Below are 19,506 nucleotides of genomic sequence, written 5' to 3' on the forward strand. Positions count from 1 at the left end.
TAACATAAGAGAATAGTAACGTGCTTTCACCTTCAAGAATAGTCTAAATCCTTAAGTTGATGGATGTGTGGTACTACCCCATTATGCAAAAGATAAAAATTGGAAGCCAATAGATGAAAAATAATAATTCCTTATTCAACTAACGCATGCATTAGTTGAATAACCTAAGGCTGCTTCGATAGCCATTTTTTCGTAACAACTGGCAGTTTAGTTTTCAATATGCGAAAAGGGATTTCTAAGTGATTAATTGAATATACATTTATTGTTTACTCATTTTTGGGAGGTCCCTTTATGGGAGATAAACTTTACTGTATTGCTATCAAGTTCTTAATGAAGAAAGACTAGGAAGCTTCGCACGGTTCTATAATAACTTATAGTGATGCTGTGACAGGATCTCCTGTTAGTAAGATAGGGTGTTTTTTAATTTATGTATTATAGTAACGTACCCGAAGAGATTGATATGGTGACATATCAACCAACTAAGGTGGTACCACGAAATTGCAACTCTCGTCCTCAAGAATTATTTCTTTTGGGTGAAAGTTTTTTACTATATAAGTTTCATTCTGTCATAATTTAAAGTTTTCGAGAGGAGAAATGATATGAATCCTATTTTATTAGATGTTCCGTTACAAATAGAAACAGACAGACTAATTCTTCGAGCACCACTTCCAGCTGGTGAAGGGAATGTAGTACATGAAGCTATTAAAGATTCAATTCGTGAATTAAAGCAATGGTTGTCTTTATTCCAGTCAATTCCTACTGTTGAAGAAACGGAAATTCTCCTGAGAAATGCGCATATAGATTTTTTGAAAAGAGAAAGCTTTCGCTATCTTATCTATCATAAGGAGACGAATGATTTTGTTGGAACGGCTAGCCTTCACCGAATTAATTGGAAGGTTTCTAAATGTGAAATTGGATACTGGATTAACACCCAATTTAGTGGCAGTGGATATATGACAGAAACAGTAAGTGCTTTAACAAACCTTGGATTTCAGTTATTCAAATTTAGAAGGATTGAAATACGATGTGAATCTAATAACACGAAAAGTCGTGCGATCCCTGAAAAACTAGGCTTTGAACTTGAAGGGATATTACGTAATGAAGATTTTTCAGCTGACGGCAAACAACTAACTGATACCTGCATCTATACAAAGGTAAATTAGATTAAAATTTTAATACTACTCAATTGAGTCTGTGTACATAGTTTATTCCCCTTCTAATCCATTATTGTGATTTGTTCAGAACTATAGTACATCTATATGTTTAAAATGCAATGTACTGAAATGATATATTCTATTAAAACAATAAATTTTACTTCTCATAGTAATGTATTATAGATGTTACAATCATTTGATAAATAACTTCATGAAGTTATAAAATTAGGACCGTACATATTAGACATATCTAAAATGTACGGTCCTTTTGTTTACTAGTGATTCACTTATTTGACCTAAAGATAAGTATGTGGTCCTTTTACAATTTGAATTTCTTTTTAAGCTTCTTATATTTTCTATATGAACGTCTAACTATGTTTAACATGAAATACGGTATTTTAACAGGGAAAGGCAATTTATAAATAAAAGGCAAGTAAAATGTAAAATATGCCTTTTCTAGGTCTCTCCACTTACTATCTTCTTTTGTTTTTAAGAAATCAGATACATCGACTACATATCCCCTTCCGTTTTCCATCATCACATTTTTCCCGTGAACATCACAAGGAGTTAATCCTTGCTCCCTTGCATACTCTATAGCTTCATTGATATCAAGGATTACCTGCTTAGGAATTTTAATCCCCTTATGAATAGCATCGTATAAGGTAATTTCTTTTAAACGTTTCAATACTATGAAATTTTCTCCTTTATATATAAGCTTCGAATAAGAAGGATGATTTCCGATTCTTCGGTATACTTCTGACTCTTTTTCAATTCCTTCTCCTTCTCGCGCGTAAACTTTCACTACCCAATCTTTGTATTCTTTGTGCATAAATACTGCGGCATAATTACCTGTCCCTAAACACTTCCAAAGCCTAGGAATATCTTTAACTACTACAGGCTCGAATTCATCCTCACTTCTTATGCTTACCTCTTTTAATAATTCGTCCTTTATCAATCCTACAAAACTATTTATACTCATCATTTCCACCCCGGTTTTGCTAAAAGGTGTACTACCCCATACCCATCAAGTTAAAAAGTACATTCTTCCCTAATACGAAAAAAATGAGCAGACTTCACTAAGTAACTAACTTTAGAGAAATAAAATTTTCATTTAGGGGGTACTTCAAAAACTTAAAATGGATATTCTACGCAAATATATACTATTAATAAGTTATGTTAACTTCACATGATTATATTATACAAAAACTCTGCAAATACCGTTACAAAAAGTGTACAAGCTACATTTATTAATAATATACAACTTATACAAGTTGTTCAATGAAGAGTATTTCGCAGATAAAATTGACTGTTTTAAAGAGGACAAGAAAATTCTTACATCAAAATTTTCTCCCCTTTCTCTACTTATCAAGTAACATTAATAAATGAGCTACCGTCACATTCTCATGAAGCTAAAGCTTCAAACCATTCATTAAGCAAAAAAAAGACCGTATTATTACGGTCTTTTTTTATCCCCCTTACACAGAAACTATGACTGTGTAACTTTATTAGAAACAAGTAGTTTTTCAATACATATAGGTAACATATCTAATAACGTTTCAAATGCGTAATTTACGTCCAGACGCTCCGTCCATTGATGTGCATCTTTTCCTACCGGTCCCATATTTAATACTGGAACGTCAAACTCTTCTAATTCCTGAAGTGGAATCGAATATCCTTTATCCCATAATGGCATATTGTCTACAAGAGAACTCATTGAATCCAATGGGTTCTGTAAGCCCACATAGCTCAAATCTGAAATTCCTCCAAAATAATTTTGATTTTCAAATGTAATGCTATGATTATAGTGGGCATACTTTTCCATTTCTACGACTACCTCTTTAATTAAAGGATTGTTGCGTGAACTCACAGCTGGATAGTATGGCGGAGCAAAGAAAAGTACAATCATTGGAGCCTTTTCTTTACATAAGATAGTTAATTTGTCTACTAAATCAATAGTTACCGCACGATCATCTTTATCTTCTCTATTTTTTATAATATCGGATTGAATTTCATTTATTTTTTCTCTTCCATGTTGTTCAATTGCATAAGCGATAAGCTCTTCATACGTTAATACATTTACTTTGAGACTCGGCGGTATGAACGGATTATACTTAGAAAAATGATACGCGCGCTCCTCATATGATTCTTCGATTTTCTCTGCTACTTTCGTTACCTTTTGGCGTAACAATGAAACTACATCTGTCATCTTTTTTTCTAGTAAAAACAAATTAAATAACGTGACAGCACGATGAGGAATTTGTACAGAATAATCCTCCTTTAAGTCTCTTTGAAGCAAGTTAGTTGGTGGAGGACTCGCCTCACCATCTACAATATCACAAAGGTCAGTATTCAACTCTAATTCAGCTGTTAATAATGCAGCCATATAGCTCCCATTTAATCCTGCAAAAGGTTCGCCTACATGTGTCTCTTTTCCATAGCAAAGGAAACCAGGTAACACTTTACCAATAGAACCAGTATAAATATACTTATTTTGGTCACCAGGATGTCTTGAAAACATAGGCTCTGAATTTAAGACCGTTTTATAATCTAAGTCATGTTCTTTTGCTAAATCTAATAATCTCGGCACTGCAGCTCTCATCCCTACAGAGTTCACTTCTTCATCTGGAACAGCCAATAAAAGAACATTCCCATCAAATCTTCCTTCACAAGCTTGCTCAACCATCGCCATTTGTAAAGCTAGACCACATTTCATATCCATTGTTCCTCTACCAAAGAGCCAATCTCCTTGTTCAATATCTTCACGTACATGATCTGGTAGCTCATCTTTATGAGAATAAAACATAAATGTTAATTTTTTAGGGTTAAATGCATCTTCTTTCCATACTCCATAATCTTGTACATCTACAACATCAAAGTGACTAACAAGAATTACAGTATTTTTCGTACCATCACTTTTCTTTACTAGGGCTGTAACAAAATATCGTCCATCCCCCGTCGGATTTTTTTGCAAATGATGCGGATTTTGTTTGAAATACTGTAAGTCAGATAATTGTTCTACAACAAAGTCTGGCAATATAACTTCAGCGTCTGAACCTGTAATACTAGGAATTTCAACAAGATCGCTTAATAATTGCACCATTTGTTCTTTAGATTGCCACTTTGACATATAAATCCCCCTATTTTTCCGCATTATGAAAATCAATTCCAATATATGAATAAAAAATGACGACAGTTATCAAAATTATACTTCTGATGTTCTGCCGATTTTTATTGATATTTCATGAGCAGCTTGTTTTACCTTATTAATAAGAAAAGATAGTCGATCATCATTAATGCGATGACTAATCAATCCGATACTTAATGCTCCTACTACTTTATGATTAAATCCTATAATAGGTGCAGCTACTGAAGCTGTCCCTTCTGTTTTTTCACCATAACTCACAGCATACCCTTCGTTTCTTATCTGCTTTATTTGATCGAAAAGAATTTGCTTTTGTTCTGGTAAAGAAGAAAGTAAATGTTCTACAATGTGTTCCATTTCATTCGTGTTCATATTGGCAAGCATCGTTTTATTTGCGGCGCCAATCGAAAGTGGAATCTGCTCCCCTAAGTTATCGATAACTCTAATTTTTAAAGGGCTATCAATTCTTTCAATGATAATAGAATGTGTTCCATTTGGAATGTTCAAATAAACACTTTCTTCAACTTCAGAGGCCAACCGCTTCATCACTTCTCTTGCAACAGATCTGTAGTCTACCTTCTCCAATTGACGTAATCCTATTTCCATCCACATTGGTCCAATCTTGTACTGTTTTGTTTCTGAAATCTGCGTAACTAACCCATGCTCCATTAGAGAGTTCAGTAACCTATGTACTGTACTAACCGGGAGATGTGTTCTATCAGCTATATCAGAAATAGCCCAATACTCTTTTTCATTTGTTGAATTCAATAGCTTAATAATACCTATCGCTCGATCAATGGACTGTACCATAACTCGCCTCAACTTTACTTGTAGTATGTTTAGCCTAATTAACTATCAATTTAACAAAAATTCAAACTGAAATCAATTAATTTATTTAATTTTCGAAATAAACAAAAGATACGCTATCGACATTTTGAAAACGCAAACAAAAAAATATTGACTTTCCCCCTTAATTATCTGAAAATTAGAACAAGATTTCACATCACGGAATACATTCCATAATACGGAAAAACATCAATTTTCATACTACCAATTATGAAAGTGAGGAAAACAATGACGCAAGTAAACAATACAAACAATGAATTAAAGCGCACGATGAAAAGTAGACATTTATTCATGATTGCACTCGGTGGTGTGATTGGAACGGGGTTATTTAACGGATCTGGTTTTATTATAAGTAAAGCTGGACCTGGTGGATCCGTACTTGCCTTTATGGCCGGTGGATTATTAATGTATCTCGTTATGCTATGTCTTGGTGAGCTTGCCGTAGCAATGCCTGTATCAGGTTCTTTCCAGGAATATGCAACCAAGTTTATTAACCCTGCAACTGGGTTTACAATCGGATGGTTGTATTGGCTAAGCTGGGCGAATACGACCGGTCTTGAATTTACAACTGCCGGTATTACGATGCAGCGCTGGTTTCCTGATATTCCCGTCTGGGTCTGGTGTTTAGTATTTGGCGTTACAATATTCACGATTAACGCATTATCCGCTCGTAGTTATGCAGAAACAGAATTTTGGTTTTCAAGTATTAAAGTATCTGCCATTATTGCTTTTATTATCCTTGGCGGCGCGGCTATGTTCGGTTTTATTGACTTAAAAGGAGACGAACCAGCTCCGTTATTTTCAAATTTCGTAAATCATGGTGGTTTATTCCCGAATGGACTGGCCGCTATTTTATTAACAATGGTTACGGTCAATTATTCCTTCCAAGGTACCGAACTTGTCGGAATTGCAGCAGGTGAAAGTGAAGATCCAGCGAAAACTTTACCTCGTTCTATTAGAAATATTATATGGCGCACGATGTTTTTCTTCGTCTTAGCAATCTTTGTTCTTGTAGCTTTAATTCCTTGGGAAGAAGCAGGATTAACGAAGAGCCCATTTGTTGCTGTTTTTGATAATATCGGTATTCCATATGCAGCTGATATTATGAACTTTGTTATTCTTACTGCTGTTCTTTCTGTCGCAAACTCAGGACTGTACGCTGCAACTCGAATGCTTTGGTCATTATCAAAAAATGAAATGGCCCCAGCCTTTTTAAAGAAATTATCATCACGAGGAATACCTTTAAACGCTTTAATCTTGACGATCGCTATTTCTGCTTTTTCTCTTTTGACAAGCGTTGTAGCTGCTGAAACGGTTTACTTATGGTTAATTTCAATTTCTGGAGTCATTACAATCATTGTTTGGATGTCAATTTGTGTTTCTCAATTCTTTTTCCGTAAACATTATTTAGCCGCAGGTGGAAAATTAGAAGACTTAAAATTCAAAACTCCACTTTATCCTCTTGTACCAATTCTTGGCTTTGGATTGTATGGCATTATATTATTAAGTCTTATCTTTATCCCAGATCAAAGACTAGGAATCTATTGTACTGTACCATTTATTATCTTTTGCTATACCTACTATCACTTTAAGGTTAAGAAAAGAATTGCTACTAACACTCATACAGAGACTAAAATTAGCGAAACTTCGTAATACTGTACTATATTTAAAAGACCGCACATTGCTTTTACCTCATGTGCGGTCTTTTATCATTGCTTTATTCATTTTTCCAGGCCTCCTATTTCCCACTTACTATTACTCTTTTGTTTTGATATATTGAATACATAGTCACATTAAAAATTAAAAGACAGACAGGGGTTAAATACAATGATAAAAGGTTTCGGAGGAATATTTTGGAGAACTAAAAATCTTGATGTTATAAAAAAATGGTACAGTGAAGTGTTGAAGATTGAAATAGAAAATTGGAATGGGACCGTGATTAAACCCGAATTAGGAACTGAGACTATCTTTTCTTTCTTTGCCGAGAATGACAGTTATTTTCCAACAGAACAACAAGTAATGTTAAATTTCCAAGTACATAATCTAAACGAGACTATTCAGCATCTTGAACATATTGGTGTACCTCTTGAAAAGAAAGAAGAGATTAGTGAATTCGGAAAGTTTATTTGGATTAAAGATCCTGAAGGACGATTGATCGAGCTTTGGGAGAAATAGTGGATTTTAATCATTTGCTATTAAGCTAACAGATACTTTAGTTCAATAAGGTAAATAAAAAGTGCACCTCCGATTATTAGACACAGTCTAACAATCGGAGGTGCACTTTTTACGGATTCGCCCCCTTGTAGGGATTAATTATATTCATTGAATAATGCCTATTTACTCTAACAGCTAGAATTAGAACCGATAATGACAGTAGCGTCCAGTTCCTTATTTCTAGCGACTTTTGTGCTAAGCCCAGCACCAGCAAAGATTTCAAAAGCCTGGGGTGCCTGAACTTCGCTCGTCTCTATCAAAAGATGTCCATCCAAAGCTAACCAGAGTAAAGCTTCTTCTGCGACTCTTCGCAGAATGTTAAGACCATCCTCACCCCCGTCAAGCGTCACATTTGGTTCATATAGGCGTGCCTCCCGGGGGAGAAACTTTATTATTTCGGTAGGAACGTAAGGTACGTTCGCAACTAGGATATTTACATGGCCCTTAAGTGAGTCTGGTAGAGCTTTATACAAGTCACCTTCAAAAGCATGACCGCCAAAATTCGTTACATTACGGCTAGCGCATTGTACTGCGATAGGGTCAATATCAACAGAATACAATTCAACTCGTCCCAAAGTTGCTGCCAGTGCTGCACCCACAGCACCTGACCCACAACATAGGTCAACAATGATATCGCTAGAACGTGACAACGCCTCTGTTTGATGAACAAGGAACTCGGTACGTTTACGCGGTACAAAAACGCCTCGATCCACTTCTACTCGTAAACCACAGAACTCCGTATATCCAACAACGTATTCCAGAGGTAAACCGTTGACTCGCATTTCTACCATTTTCATAAGGTCCTCTGAAGTTAGTGCCTCTGAAATAAGTAACCGGGTCTCATCTTCTGCGAAAACACAACCGGCGCTCCGAAGCTTGCTAACTATATATTTTTCCATTTTCATATCCAAAAAGAAATTTGTTTTATTCTCTATATTATCTCACCACTTTTGATAAAGTTTGTTTGTAATTCAGAATTCGTTAAAAATAGCTGATATCCTTCTTCAATAATCTGGCTCTTACATACAGTGAAACTTTAATCAGTGGGGGTTTTGTCCATCCCCCACTGATTATTAGCTCGCAAATAGCGGGGTAAACTGTAATTTGATGGACATATTCGTCTATGACCACCTCTTTCCCTTGTATATAGAGCATTCTTTTCAATTTCAGTTCAAAATGAAATAACATTTCAATATAAAATATCAATCTACCTAGACATTATGACAACCACCTTAAAAATCTGAATTTTCTATATATTAAAGGATATTACTCAAACAACCTCGAATATTGTAATACAGTGAAACTTTAATCAGTGGGGGGTTTGTTCATCCCCCACTGATTATTAGCCCGCAAATAGCGGGATGAACATACATAAGGCGGTTGATTTATTTTGTTTCGTTCATTTACAAATGGATGTGTTGCCCTTGTGCAGCGTTTCTTGCCAGAACCGTTTATTTTATCATGCTTATTAACTGTTTTCGTTATCTTCTTCGGCATGTTTGCAACGCACCAAACACCGGTAGAAATGATTACGCATTGGGGCAATGGAATTTGGGGACTTCTTGCCTTTTCTATGCAAATGGCTCTTGTACTCGTGACGGGATCTGCTTTAGCAAATGCCCCTCTTATTAAAAAAGGGTTAACGAAAGCAGCAAAACTACCGAAAACGAATGGCCAAGGTATTATCGCAATTTCAATTGTAAGTTTACTAGGAGCATACATAAACTGGGGATTTGGTATTGTTGTCTCTGTTTTATATGCAAAAGAAGTGGCAAGACAGTTAGAAGGATTAGATTATAGGTTAGCAATCGCTTCTTCTTACTCCGGATTTCTCATTTGGCATGCAGGCCTTTCTGCTTCTATCCCTCTTACGTTAGCAACAGGCGGTGAAACGTTAATTAAAACGACAGCTGGAAGTATTAAAGAAGCGATTCCAATAACAGAAACGTTATTCTCACCATACGCTCTCGTTCCAGTCATTATCTTTTTAATTACGATGCCTCTCATTAATAAAGCAATGCATCCAGATGAAAAACATACGATTACAGTAGACCCTAGCGTGTTCCATGAAGAGGCTGCTGCTCAAGAAGTAGCGCAAAAAACATTCGCTGAAAAAATGGAAAATAGTATGATTATTACACTTTGCATCGGGCTATTAGGTCTTATTTATATTTTTAACTATTTTAGTACGAAAGGCTTTAACCTTACACTTGATATCGTTATTTTTATGTTATTAATTGCGGGTCTTATTTTCCACCGTACTCCGATTCAATATATTCGCGCTTTTTCTGACTCAACAAAGAGCGCTTCTGGTATTTTACTTCAGTTTCCGTTCTACGCAGGAATTATGGGGATGATGATTGGAGTAAATAGTGAAGGGCTTTCGCTTGGAGGAGCTATTTCTACTTTCTTTATTAGCATTTCAAATGAAACCACATTCCCGCTCTTTACATTTTTAAGTGCTGGAATTGTTAATATTTTCGTTCCATCTGGAGGCGGACAATGGGCTGTGCAAGCACCAATTATGATTCCAGCTGGCGCTGAACTTGGTGTACCTGCTGCGAAAACAGCGATGGCAATTGCATGGGGCGATGCTTGGACAAATTTAATTCAACCTTTCTGGGCATTACCGGCATTAGCAATAGCTGGTTTAGGCGCTCGTGATATTATGGGATTTTGTGTTGTTAATTTACTTTATGCAGGATTTATCATTAGTCTGTGTTTCTTATTTATTTAAACGAAAAGCTAGTTTTATACTAGCTTTTTTACATAATAATTCATTTATTTCCCATGCAATTTATAATCGTCTTCCACTCTATCTCCGTAAGATTTAATGCCGCAAATGCAAAAAAATCCTCACATACTTTTTCAATCAGATGTGGATTTTCCCCCAAGAAATTCCACTGTAACGCTTTAGGAAGACAATACGTTTCATATTCTTTACTTCCCCGTACTACCTCATCAACTTCTCTTTCACAAATCCCTCTTATTAAGTAATCATTTCTTAATTGAATCTTCATTTGTTGAAACGTTTCACTACATTTTTTCAATTGAAGTAAACATGTAATATACGTCCGAAAAAGTTCATTATCATACTGACAACAATTTATAATACGATCAAATTCATTCATAATGTACGAGCCTTTTCTTCTATTTGTAATAACCACTTTTCCCGCTTCTCTAGTTTACTCGTTTTCACAGATTGAAAAACAGACCGTTTTATATCACGAATACCACAAAAACGTAAAATTCCTCTTTTCATCATAATCCAATCCGCTGATCGATATAATAGTGCCACGTACCATAACGGTGAGTCTAACGTATTAATAACCCATGCTTTCTTTCCTTTCAATAAACCTTTCGGCAGGGCTCCTTCATATTTATAAGCAAATCCAGCTACAAAAATACGATCGATAAATCCTTTTAAAATAGCAGGCATGCCCCACCACCATATCGGATATATGAAAAGAAGAGTATCCGCCGCTTTCACTAATTCTCTATATCGCTTCGTCTCTTCTTCATATAGTAAATCCCGTCTTTTGTTCTCTTCATTAAATACAAGCACTGGATCAAATTGTTCTTTATATAAATCAAGTAGCGTAACAGAATGATTTGTTTCCCCAAGTCCTTTTTGCACATGCTCTAAAATCGCCGCGTTAAAGCTTGAAGGACTAGGGTGAGCGTATATAATTAGTACGTTCACTACAAAGCAACTCCCCTCTACAGTTAAATCTTCCCTTTCTTTAACATCGTCTCTACGATTTGGACATTTTTTGAACTTTGTAACAAACGATTTAGTACTGTTAGTATTTCTTCTTTTTCTAAACCTTTCAGTTGTTCTTTAACTGTACTTTCACCAGCATCTTGAATATCATACACAACTGCCGCCATATGCTTACAATAATTTTCATTCGGACACTCGCAGCTGCTTTTTGTAAAATCAGTAAGGTCAATAATTACTTCATAGTTTCCTGCATTTCCAGTAACGAAAGCAAATACTTTCTTGTCTTGTATTTCAACATCTTCTACATGTCCCTCTTCATAATATTCATAACCTTTATCTATAATGTACTTTGGAATCCATTTCGTTATATCTTTTAATAAGTAAGCGTACATCCTATCACCTCTTCCTTTAATTCCCTTTTGACTTCAAAAACCCCACATGTTATTCTAATTACTGTCAAGTAGCGAGTCTACGTGACAAAACGACTGACACCTATTCGGCGAAGGTGTCTCTTTTATTTGCAGCCGATAATGAAGTGCCTCTTTCAGGCACATTCAATCTTTGACACTACACACTCAACACCATTCCCTTGTATTAGGCTGCTTTAGCAGTCTTTTACACTACATACTTCAAAAAAAAGAGAGCCTAGCTCCCTTTTCCCGCTTTATAAAATACCCCTTTTTCAGCATAGCGATATTCATCATCAGCTAAAGTAATTTTCCCATCCAGTTTGAGTTCATCTAATAGTCTTGATAAATAAAATTGATGTAACATTTTTTTCGTGAATTTTCCTTCATGATGCAAAACGATATGTTCTTGAATATCTAACAATGATATTGGCTTATCTTGCTCTATCATATATTCATAAACTGTACTACGCAGTTTTACGTATTTTTCGAGTGTCACAGTACTTCGCAACCCCTTTCTTCTTATTATATGTTTTCGTAATCGGTTTTTTTGCAACAAAAAAACCTCTCCGATAAGAAGAAGTTACGTATATCTTCGTCTTATCTCCCAGAACAAAAATGTTCTGCTGGAATTAGCACCTGCATCGCGGTTGCTGGGTTTCATCGGGCCAGTCCCTCCACCTCTCTGGATAAGAAAATATTCACTTTATAATAAACTATACGTAATTTCATTTTAATTGTCAAATAAATATAACAAATTATATTTTTCTCCTCAGTGTTCATACTACATGTATATGAGTAAAAAAGGAGGACTATGAAATGTATCAAAACGCCCGCGGATATGTACAAGATTCTTTTCAATCATTAAAAGAAGCAAAACATTGTTTAGAAGAAGCACTACAAACAGTTGAAAAAGATTTTAATCGCGCACGTATTGAACAATCCCTTTACGCCGTAGAGCAAGCATTGCAAAGATGTGATTATACCGTTCACATTTTAGAAAAAGATTGAAAACTTCCCATCAATAGATGGGAAGTTTTTTCAAATGGCATACTTCATTATTATTGCCGTTATGATTAAAAAATATACAGAATTAACAATTTCTAAAACCCCTACTTTTAATATAGAAATTTTTTTACCATACAATATAATTGCTCGAATGACACTTGGTACGAATATAAGAGAACACCATGGATTGATAGCAAATACAATTACCGTCAATACAATATGATACCCCCAAGATATGAGACGATACTTCGGATTATTTTTCTCACGAATCATTGTTTTCACATAAAACGTACTTCCTAAAAAATACAAAAATGAAATAAGCGCAATGAATACTGCGGTTTTATCGATTTGCTTCATTGAAAAATAATAACTTATTAAACCACCTATACAAAACACTATAATCGCACAAATATCATTTAGTAATGCTCGTTCATTTTTTTGACGAGCGTAATACATATTTACAATAAACAATGGAATCATTAATACTGCGAATAAAAGAATTTGCCATTCATATAATAAAGAAATCATCCCAAATACGAATGCAATGATAGAATAAACAATTGTAGCGTGTAGAAACTCTTTTTTTCGTCTTTGCCTTATGTACATAAGAAATGGATACGTAGCTAAATAGATAAAGAACCACGCTAAAAACAGTGGGATATGATAGAAAGTAGGGTTCCCAAGTATGACACTTAATAGAAATGGTATAACAAGCATGGCCCATGCACCGTGCTGCTTCGGAATAACTAACTTCATTAACTATACACCTCCTCTTTGAAAATAATTCTCACCTAATATTATACAAATATTTTTATATAATAGCCGACTTATATTGGATCTATTTTTTGACAATAAAAAAATGCTCCTTACAATATGTAAGAAGCATGAAAGAGGCAAACGAATATGTAAGTCGCGACCCTACCTTATATGAGTATGCTTTTCTATGTCACCTTATGCTCATCTAATATACCATATTTCTTTTTAAATCTTGTGAGGATCGTAATCCATGAAGTGCTAAATAATAGAAGGAAAATAACATTCGATATCGCATGACTAAGATCGAAAGAAAAACTTGCGACATAGTAAGCAATAACTGTTTCCCACGTTGCTTCCTGTATAAAACCGAGAAGACCCCAGAAATTCATAATCCAACCAAATAAAAATCCAACGACGAATCCGTACAACAGTCTTCCCCACAGTTTTTTCATCAAAAATGTATTTCGGAGTAATCCCGCTATAAAACCGATCATACCCCAAGAGAACATTTGCCACGGCGTCCACGGACCTTGACCTAAAAAGATGTTAGACACGATAGCTGCCGTTGCCCCAATCATAAAGCCAGTTTCGCTCCCAAATACAATTGCAGAAACGATAATAACAAACGAAGTCGGTTGTACACTCGGTAATATCGAAAATGGTACCCGGCTAACTGCTGCAATCGCCGCTAACACAGCAACGATAACAATTTCACGTGAAACAAACGCCCTCCTTTCAAAACGGACGTAGAAAGGTAGCATAATGACAGCTAATAAAAACAAACTACTTACCATGTAATACCCGTCCATAATAAGAGTCGTAAAGAGTAGTGTACATATTACAACGGCAAAAATAAATATTATAAACGCAACATATCGTTTGGACACGCTTCGTACACATCCTCCCACGTTAATGCAAATGGCAACTCTCTACGGATGAATCGGTTAATAGATGTTGTATAAAAGAAGTTACCACTAAAGAACTCTTTCGGTGCATCATTCATAATGACTTTCCCGTCAAATAACATCATACATTGATCAACGTATTTCGCTGCAAACTCAATATCGTGCGTTGCCATTACAATTGTTGCACCTTCTTTTTGCAATTGTTTAAACAGCTCTCCTACTCTTTCCTTTTTCCATGGATCTAGTCCCTTTGTCGGCTCATCGAGTAATAATAAAGTTGGCTTTGATAATAACGTTGTACATAATGCAAGTAGTTGTTGCTCCCCGCCGCTACAATCATGCGGATGGCGCTCTTTAAGCGAATCTAACCAGAACTTTTCCAACATTTCTTCTGCTATTACTTTTCCCTCTTCGCCATATAATTCACGAGCACGCTCATAAACCTCTTCCCATACTGTATCAAATGTAAAATGATAGTATGGATGCTGTGATACATACCCAATACTTTTAAATCGTTCTTTCGAATCAATTTTATGTATCACTTTTCCATTCCACTTTACCTTACCTCTTCTAGCTTTTTGCAATCCTGCTAAAATCGTTAACAGTGTAGACTTCCCAGTTCCGTTTTTCCCAACTAGAGCTGTCCATTTTCCTTTTTCGATGTTCACTGTTAAATCTCGTAAAATAAGTGGACTATTTTTTTCATATTGAAAAGATATATGTTCTGCATTTAAAATTACTTCTTGCTTTTCACATTGTTCTACTTGCTCATTCCTATATGATAGCGCTGAAAAATCATTCATTTTCATTTGCGCTTCTCGTACTGTAAACGGAATATCTTCTACATTCCACTCTAAAAACAATCTTGGAATTTGGGGAATGAATGGATGGAACTTTTCTACTTCCCACATGTTCGCTATCACACTTTTAGAAGTACCATCATAAACGATTCTGCCATTATCCATACAAACAACGCGTGTTGCGAGCGGTATAACTTCATCTAAACGATGTTCACTTAAAACTATCGTAATTCCGAGTTCTTCATTAATACGTTTTAACAATCCTAAAAACTCTTTTGCAGCAATCGGATCTAGCTGCGCTGTCGGTTCATCCAGTAATAGTAGCTTCGGCTGCATGACTAATACCGCTGCTAAATTTACTAGTTGTTTTTGACCACCAGATAAAGTATGAACAGATTGATGTAACAAATCTTGAAATCCTAAAAAGCTAATGAGTTCCGCTATTCTTTTTTGAATAATATGTGATGGTAGCCCGATATTTTCTAAAGAGAATGCTAATTCTTGAATAACTGTATCCATTACGAGCTGATTTTCTGGGTTTTGAAATACCATACCAATTTCTTGTGCAGATAATAAATCTGGTACATCTTCTAATAAAGCACCATCATAATATGTATGCCCAGAACGCGTGCCAATTGGAAGTAACTCCTTTTTAAAATGTTTCAATAAAGTTGTCTTCCCAGAACCAGAACCACCAGCAAGTACTATAAATTCTCCTTTTTGAACAGAAAGAGAAATATGCTGTAACGCGTATTCATTTTCATCAGCATATATAAATGATAAATTCTTTATTTCTGCATGCGCCACCATATCCATTCCCTTCCTTCCATTACAATCGGTAAACTAATAAACATCATAAATAGGAAAAACATCATTCCATCATATTGCTGGAACAGTATTGATTCCACTTTCGGATAAATAATCAATTTCCCTCCGCCATAATAACTAAATATGAATGAGGCTATAAATAGAATACTTAAATAACTTAGCGTGTACCAATCGCATCTTTCCATTCTATACCGAATATAAGTCGTACGTTTCGTTACACCAAATCCACGAGCTTGCATAGAATCTGCTGTTTGTAGTGCATCTTCTAACGAACAAACTAATAACACTTGCAGTAATTTCATCCCATTTTTTATACGCTCAATGAGTGAACCTGAATCTAATTGTACACCTTTCGTTTTTTGGACGAGTGTAATTTTCTTTAACCGCCTAATAAATAAAGGAACAAATCGCACTGTAATCATCGTTAACAATGCAACTTTCGGTGAAATTCTTGAAAACAAATATAAAAATTTATGACTCGAAATAATATCGTTATAAGAAGCAAACGTAAACATAATCGCAACTAATAATAACCCCATTACAAGTCCATACATACAAGCCTCAAGCTTAATCCGGCTATCTCCTAAATAAAATAAAGTAGTCGCTCCTCTATGCGTTAACAAAGAATTGAATAAAATTACCATCAAAAAGAATATAAAAGTACTAGGCAGCATCTTTCTTATTTTCTCGCCATTCCCTTGTACTATATTTAAGATTATTATTAGTACAATCGCTCCAATTAAAAAAAGAGGATGAAGACACATCATACATAGTATCATCACCCCAATATAATAGAAAAAATTCACAAAAGGATGTAAAGAAGAAAAGCTTATTTTCATAGTCCTTTACCGAAGATCCTTTCCTATTTTAATACAAACACCCACTCGATTGTATCTCCTGGTTTTACTTTTACTACACCAGCACTATAGTTTGGAAAAGCACCGTTCACACGATATTTCCATCCACTAGTAGCAGTAACATCTTTTTCATATAAATTATTAATACCTTTTACATAAATATCACCTTTAGAGCCCATTGCATCAATCTCTAATCCTGTGCCCGTTAGCACACTATAAACAGTGTCGCCTTCTTGTACATCAACCTTTTTCGCACCTAATAAGTATCCTTCATTTCCTTTTACTGAGATAGTAACTTGTTTCGGTTTCGGTACTGGATCTGATTTTGGTGGTTCAGGAGTTGGTACTGCCGGAGTCGGTACCGTTTTCTCCTCTTTATTCGGATCTTCCTTTTGCTCCTGCTTTGGTGTTTCTTTCGGCTGATTAACAACCTTTGCTTCTTCTTTTACTTCTGGTGCTTTCGGTTGCTGAGGTTTCTCTTCTTGTACTTTTTGTTGTTCTGGTTGTTTATTTGCAGCAGGCTGTTCCTTTGGTTGCTCTTCTTTTTTCACTTCCGGTTGTGCCTGCGCTTTTTCTTCTTTTTGTTTCTCTTCTACTTTTTGTTTCTCTTCTACTTTTTGTTCTTGTTTATCTTTCTGCTCTTCTTGTGGTTTCTGCTCCGGTTCAGCTTGTTTCTCTTCCGGTTTCGGTACATCTTTTGGTTCTTCCTGTTTCGCTACTTCTTTTTGCTCTTCTTGCTTCGGTTCTGCCTTCTTCTCAGGCTTTACAGCCGTTTCTTCACATCCGGCTAATAATCCCAATGAAAGAATTAAAGAAATGAACCATTTCATCTTACTCATGCTGTCCCTCACCTTTCATATTAAAGTGAAACTTTAATGAGTGGAGATTTTGTTCATCCCCACTCATTATTGGCTCTCACTTTTATAATAAAATTAGGAGCAAATGATTGCTCCTAATTTTTGTTAAGCTGCTTTACGTCTCCATAATACATATGCAGAAGCAATACATAATACACCCATACCTACTTCTGTTGCTGCACTATGAGAAGATGCTCCTGTTTGTGGTAATTGATTCTTATTCTTGTTTGTTTCTTTATTAACACGTTCGTTATCTACAACAACTTTTAGATTTTCATCTTTTGGTTGTTTTTGTAACTCTTCTTGTTGTTTCGGCTGTTCTACAACTTCTTTTTCTTCTACAGTTGTCTCTGGCTCTACAATTGGTTTCGTATCGATTTCATTCTCTACTACATTTGACCAATCATAAATCGATTTTCCAAAATCTTTAAACTGAAGTAACGCTAAAAATGCTTGCTCTGTAGCCATTTCGCTACCTTTTTGATCACTCGGTAACCATTTGAACTCACCATTTGGAAGCTGGTATGACATTAAATTTTGTACCGCTTTATTAAGACGATCGTGATCTACATCTTTAACTAGCGATAGTCCAATAATCGCTTGTGCAGTACTATTAGAATTCTCTTGTCCATCAGCGGCAAAACCACCATTACCTAGCTGCTGCTTGTATAAATAATCAACAGCTTTTTGGATAGATGGCTTTACATCTGCTTGATCTTGATAAGGAGCTAATGCTGCTAATACCATACTTGTTACATCAACGCTACTAGCACTTTCTTTACTACTTGAACTATCATACGTCCAGCCACCGTCTGTATGCTGCGTGTTTAAAAGTGCTTGTACTAAAATAGCTCGATTCCATTTCGCTTCGGCCGGAACCTCATATTTCTTTGTATCTAATGCAAGTAATGTAAATGCGTATCCTGTAACAGAATTCACTTTATCTGATTCAAATAAATTTTGTACTAAATTTTGTCCCTCTACCTTTGTAGGATCTACATTCATTGCATTCATCATAATAATCGTTCTAGCTAAATCTGTTGCTGAAAAACGATTTAAACGCTTCTTAACCTTTTCAGCTACTGGCTGAACATAGTTTATTTTCGTTTCAAGTGGAATATTTACACCTGAACGAGCGAGTCCAATCGCAACCCAATCACTACCAATTCCATCTTGTAACATCTTTTCTGACGTTTTAGAAATTGCTTCATTTAATTGTGCTGCTGGAATTTGAATGTTCTTTTGCTTTGTTTCATCTGTCTTTTTATCGTCTTGACCTTCTGGTTTGTTCCCATCTGGTGTTTTACCATCTTGGCCATCTGGCTTGTTTCCATCTGGTGTTTTGCCATCTTGGCCATCTGGCTTGTTCCCATCTGGTGTTTTACCATCTTGGCCATCTGGCTTGTTTCCATCTGGTGTTTTACCATCTTGGCCATCTGGCTTATTCCCATCTGGTGTTTTACCACCGTTAGGTTCTTCCGTTGTACAAGTCCCGAACTTATCTAACGTTTCTTTCAACGTTTCTTGACTCATATTGCTCCAGTCCGCAACGTAACGAAATGCAACAACATCCCCAGACTCTAATTTATAACTATCTGCCCCAACTTCTGCAGATTTGTCATTTACATCATACAACCAACCGCTCGTTGCTCCGGCCATTAATCCGTCGATGCCCTTTATATACGTTCCAAATGACATACTTTCAGATATTACTTTGTCACCCATGACTTTTTGTAACAAACTAAAAGCTGTTTCTCCATCTTCAATGGAAACTTCTTTTGGACATAACATAATTCCTTTTTGTGATTCACCAATAATTGCAAGTTTCGCCGTCTTTCCTTCAGCAAACGTAATATGTACTGTATTCGCAAAAGAAACAAATACAAGTGCCACTGCCATTAATGATGTAAGCAGCCATTTCTTTAACATTGCCATTCCAAAATTCCCTCCCTTTACTAACATTTACACAAAAAAAGACCCTTTAAGGGCGTGTGATTGACACTCTCTT

Annotated in this window: 19 protein-coding genes and 1 riboswitch; of the genes, 5 read left to right on the forward strand and 14 right to left on the reverse strand. The window is 35.6% G+C overall.

Annotated features, from left to right (window positions below; all coding sequences use genetic code 11):
* Positions 1–599 precede the first annotated feature (599 nt).
* Positions 600–1,163, forward strand: a complete 564-nt coding sequence (locus BAU27_RS21295; protein ID WP_071771836.1) for a GNAT family N-acetyltransferase — start codon at positions 600–602, stop codon at positions 1,161–1,163.
* A gap of 310 nt (positions 1,164–1,473) precedes the next feature.
* Here BAU27_RS21295 and BAU27_RS21300 read toward each other — a convergent pair whose 3' ends face one another.
* From BAU27_RS21300 to BAU27_RS21310, 3 genes are all read right to left on the reverse strand, one after another.
* Positions 1,474–2,133, reverse strand: a complete 660-nt coding sequence (locus BAU27_RS21300) for a protein kinase family protein (RefSeq protein ID WP_071771837.1) — start codon at positions 2,131–2,133, stop codon at positions 1,474–1,476.
* Positions 2,134–2,640: 507 nt separating this feature from the next.
* Positions 2,641–4,281: a M20/M25/M40 family metallo-hydrolase gene (locus BAU27_RS21305; protein WP_071771838.1), complete on the reverse strand. Its 1,641-nt coding sequence runs from the start codon at positions 4,279–4,281 to the stop codon at positions 2,641–2,643.
* A 75-nt stretch (positions 4,282–4,356) separates the two neighbouring features.
* The gene (locus tag BAU27_RS21310) at positions 4,357–5,106 is read right to left on the reverse strand and encodes an IclR family transcriptional regulator (RefSeq protein ID WP_071771839.1); all 750 of its coding nucleotides are present in this window, start codon (positions 5,104–5,106) and stop codon (positions 4,357–4,359) included.
* 264 nt (positions 5,107–5,370) lie between these two features.
* Between BAU27_RS21310 and BAU27_RS21320 the strand changes: the two genes are divergently transcribed.
* Entirely contained in the window at positions 5,371–6,795 is a 1,425-nt protein-coding gene (locus tag BAU27_RS21320) for an amino acid permease (protein ID WP_071771840.1), read from the forward strand.
* Positions 6,796–6,969: 174 nt separating this feature from the next.
* Entirely contained in the window at positions 6,970–7,317 is a 348-nt protein-coding gene (locus BAU27_RS21325) for a VOC family protein (RefSeq protein WP_070139697.1), read from the forward strand.
* A gap of 167 nt (positions 7,318–7,484) precedes the next feature.
* On the opposite strand, the gene BAU27_RS21330 is transcribed toward BAU27_RS21325, so the two are convergent.
* Positions 7,485–8,255, reverse strand: coding sequence for a putative protein N(5)-glutamine methyltransferase (locus BAU27_RS21330; protein WP_071771841.1), 771 nt, complete (start codon positions 8,253–8,255; stop codon positions 7,485–7,487).
* A gap of 491 nt (positions 8,256–8,746) precedes the next feature.
* Here BAU27_RS21330 and BAU27_RS21340 point away from each other — a divergent pair, with 491 nt between their 5' ends.
* Positions 8,747–10,093 (forward strand): short-chain fatty acid transporter, encoded by a 1,347-nt coding sequence (locus BAU27_RS21340; protein WP_071771843.1) that lies wholly within the window; start codon positions 8,747–8,749, stop codon positions 10,091–10,093.
* Between the two features lie 40 nt (positions 10,094–10,133).
* Here the strand turns inward: BAU27_RS21340 and BAU27_RS21345 are convergent, their stop codons facing one another.
* The 4 genes from BAU27_RS21345 to BAU27_RS21360 form a co-directional block, all read right to left on the reverse strand.
* On the reverse strand, positions 10,134–10,487 hold the full coding sequence (locus BAU27_RS21345) for a group-specific protein (protein WP_071771844.1): 354 nt from the start codon (positions 10,485–10,487) through the stop codon (positions 10,134–10,136).
* Positions 10,484–11,059, reverse strand: coding sequence for an NAD(P)H-dependent oxidoreductase (locus BAU27_RS21350; RefSeq protein WP_071771845.1), 576 nt, complete (start codon positions 11,057–11,059; stop codon positions 10,484–10,486). The genes BAU27_RS21345 and BAU27_RS21350 overlap by 4 nt, the downstream gene beginning before the upstream one ends.
* Before the next feature lie 23 nt (positions 11,060–11,082).
* Complete coding sequence (locus BAU27_RS21355) at positions 11,083–11,472, reverse strand: SWIM zinc finger family protein (RefSeq protein ID WP_071771846.1); 390 nt, start codon at positions 11,470–11,472, stop codon at positions 11,083–11,085.
* Positions 11,473–11,725: 253 nt separating this feature from the next.
* Positions 11,726–12,046 carry a hypothetical protein gene (locus tag BAU27_RS21360; RefSeq protein WP_254797980.1) on the reverse strand — a complete coding sequence of 107 codons (321 nt, stop codon included), beginning with the start codon at positions 12,044–12,046 and terminating at the stop codon, positions 11,726–11,728.
* Positions 12,047–12,084: 38 nt separating this feature from the next.
* Positions 12,085–12,183, reverse strand: a riboswitch (SAM riboswitch).
* Positions 12,184–12,306: 123 nt separating this feature from the next.
* Between BAU27_RS21360 and BAU27_RS21365 the strand changes: the two genes are divergently transcribed.
* Complete coding sequence (locus BAU27_RS21365) at positions 12,307–12,498, forward strand: hypothetical protein (protein WP_071744158.1); 192 nt, start codon at positions 12,307–12,309, stop codon at positions 12,496–12,498.
* A gap of 30 nt (positions 12,499–12,528) precedes the next feature.
* Here BAU27_RS21365 and BAU27_RS21370 read toward each other — a convergent pair whose 3' ends face one another.
* The 6 genes from BAU27_RS21370 to BAU27_RS21395 form a co-directional block, all read right to left on the reverse strand.
* Complete coding sequence (locus tag BAU27_RS21370) at positions 12,529–13,251, reverse strand: YwiC-like family protein (protein ID WP_071771848.1); 723 nt, start codon at positions 13,249–13,251, stop codon at positions 12,529–12,531.
* Between the two features lie 185 nt (positions 13,252–13,436).
* The gene (locus tag BAU27_RS21375; RefSeq protein WP_071771849.1) at positions 13,437–14,138 is read right to left on the reverse strand and encodes an ECF transporter S component; all 702 of its coding nucleotides are present in this window, start codon (positions 14,136–14,138) and stop codon (positions 13,437–13,439) included.
* Positions 14,111–15,772 (reverse strand): ABC transporter ATP-binding protein, encoded by a 1,662-nt coding sequence (locus BAU27_RS21380; RefSeq protein WP_071771850.1) that lies wholly within the window; start codon positions 15,770–15,772, stop codon positions 14,111–14,113. The genes BAU27_RS21375 and BAU27_RS21380 overlap by 28 nt, the downstream gene beginning before the upstream one ends.
* Entirely contained in the window at positions 15,745–16,623 is an 879-nt protein-coding gene (locus tag BAU27_RS21385; RefSeq protein ID WP_071771851.1) for an energy-coupling factor transporter transmembrane component T, read from the reverse strand. The genes BAU27_RS21380 and BAU27_RS21385 overlap by 28 nt, the downstream gene beginning before the upstream one ends.
* Positions 16,624–16,646: 23 nt before the next feature.
* A complete protein-coding gene (locus tag BAU27_RS21390) occupies positions 16,647–17,480 on the reverse strand; it encodes a DUF4430 domain-containing protein (protein ID WP_071771852.1) in 834 nt (277 codons plus the stop codon).
* A gap of 123 nt (positions 17,481–17,603) precedes the next feature.
* Positions 17,604–19,433: a DUF4430 domain-containing protein gene (locus tag BAU27_RS21395; RefSeq protein WP_071771853.1), complete on the reverse strand. Its 1,830-nt coding sequence runs from the start codon at positions 19,431–19,433 to the stop codon at positions 17,604–17,606.
* Positions 19,434–19,506: the final 73 nt, after the last annotated feature.

This window comes from Bacillus sp. NH11B (assembly GCF_001884205.1).
Taxonomy (GTDB): domain Bacteria; phylum Bacillota; class Bacilli; order Bacillales; family Bacillaceae_G; genus Bacillus_A; species Bacillus_A proteolyticus.

What these genes read in the sequence shown, in the direction of transcription:
- BAU27_RS21305 (WP_071771838.1), bottom strand. Translation starts at nt 4,281, where the DNA reads ATGTCAAAGTGGCAATCTAAAGAACAAATGGTGCAATTATTAAGCGAT.
- BAU27_RS21300 (WP_071771837.1), bottom strand. Translation starts at nt 2,133, where the DNA reads ATGAGTATAAATAGTTTTGTAGGATTGATAAAGGACGAATTATTAAAA.
- BAU27_RS21380 (WP_071771850.1), bottom strand. Translation starts at nt 15,772, where the DNA reads ATGGATATGGTGGCGCATGCAGAAATAAAGAATTTATCATTTATATAT.
- BAU27_RS21345 (WP_071771844.1), bottom strand. Translation starts at nt 10,487, where the DNA reads ATGAATGAATTTGATCGTATTATAAATTGTTGTCAGTATGATAATGAA.
- BAU27_RS21395 (WP_071771853.1), bottom strand. Translation starts at nt 19,433, where the DNA reads ATGGCAATGTTAAAGAAATGGCTGCTTACATCATTAATGGCAGTGGCA.
- BAU27_RS21295 (WP_071771836.1), top strand. Translation starts at nt 600, where the DNA reads ATGAATCCTATTTTATTAGATGTTCCGTTACAAATAGAAACAGACAGA.
- BAU27_RS21320 (WP_071771840.1), top strand. Translation starts at nt 5,371, where the DNA reads ATGACGCAAGTAAACAATACAAACAATGAATTAAAGCGCACGATGAAA.
- BAU27_RS21385 (WP_071771851.1), bottom strand. Translation starts at nt 16,623, where the DNA reads ATGAAAATAAGCTTTTCTTCTTTACATCCTTTTGTGAATTTTTTCTAT.
- BAU27_RS21390 (WP_071771852.1), bottom strand. Translation starts at nt 17,480, where the DNA reads ATGAGTAAGATGAAATGGTTCATTTCTTTAATTCTTTCATTGGGATTA.
- BAU27_RS21365 (WP_071744158.1), top strand. Translation starts at nt 12,307, where the DNA reads ATGTATCAAAACGCCCGCGGATATGTACAAGATTCTTTTCAATCATTA.
- BAU27_RS21355 (WP_071771846.1), bottom strand. Translation starts at nt 11,472, where the DNA reads ATGTACGCTTACTTATTAAAAGATATAACGAAATGGATTCCAAAGTAC.
- BAU27_RS21310 (WP_071771839.1), bottom strand. Translation starts at nt 5,106, where the DNA reads ATGGTACAGTCCATTGATCGAGCGATAGGTATTATTAAGCTATTGAAT.
- BAU27_RS21370 (WP_071771848.1), bottom strand. Translation starts at nt 13,251, where the DNA reads ATGAAGTTAGTTATTCCGAAGCAGCACGGTGCATGGGCCATGCTTGTT.
- BAU27_RS21330 (WP_071771841.1), bottom strand. Translation starts at nt 8,255, where the DNA reads ATGGAAAAATATATAGTTAGCAAGCTTCGGAGCGCCGGTTGTGTTTTC.
- BAU27_RS21325 (WP_070139697.1), top strand. Translation starts at nt 6,970, where the DNA reads ATGATAAAAGGTTTCGGAGGAATATTTTGGAGAACTAAAAATCTTGAT.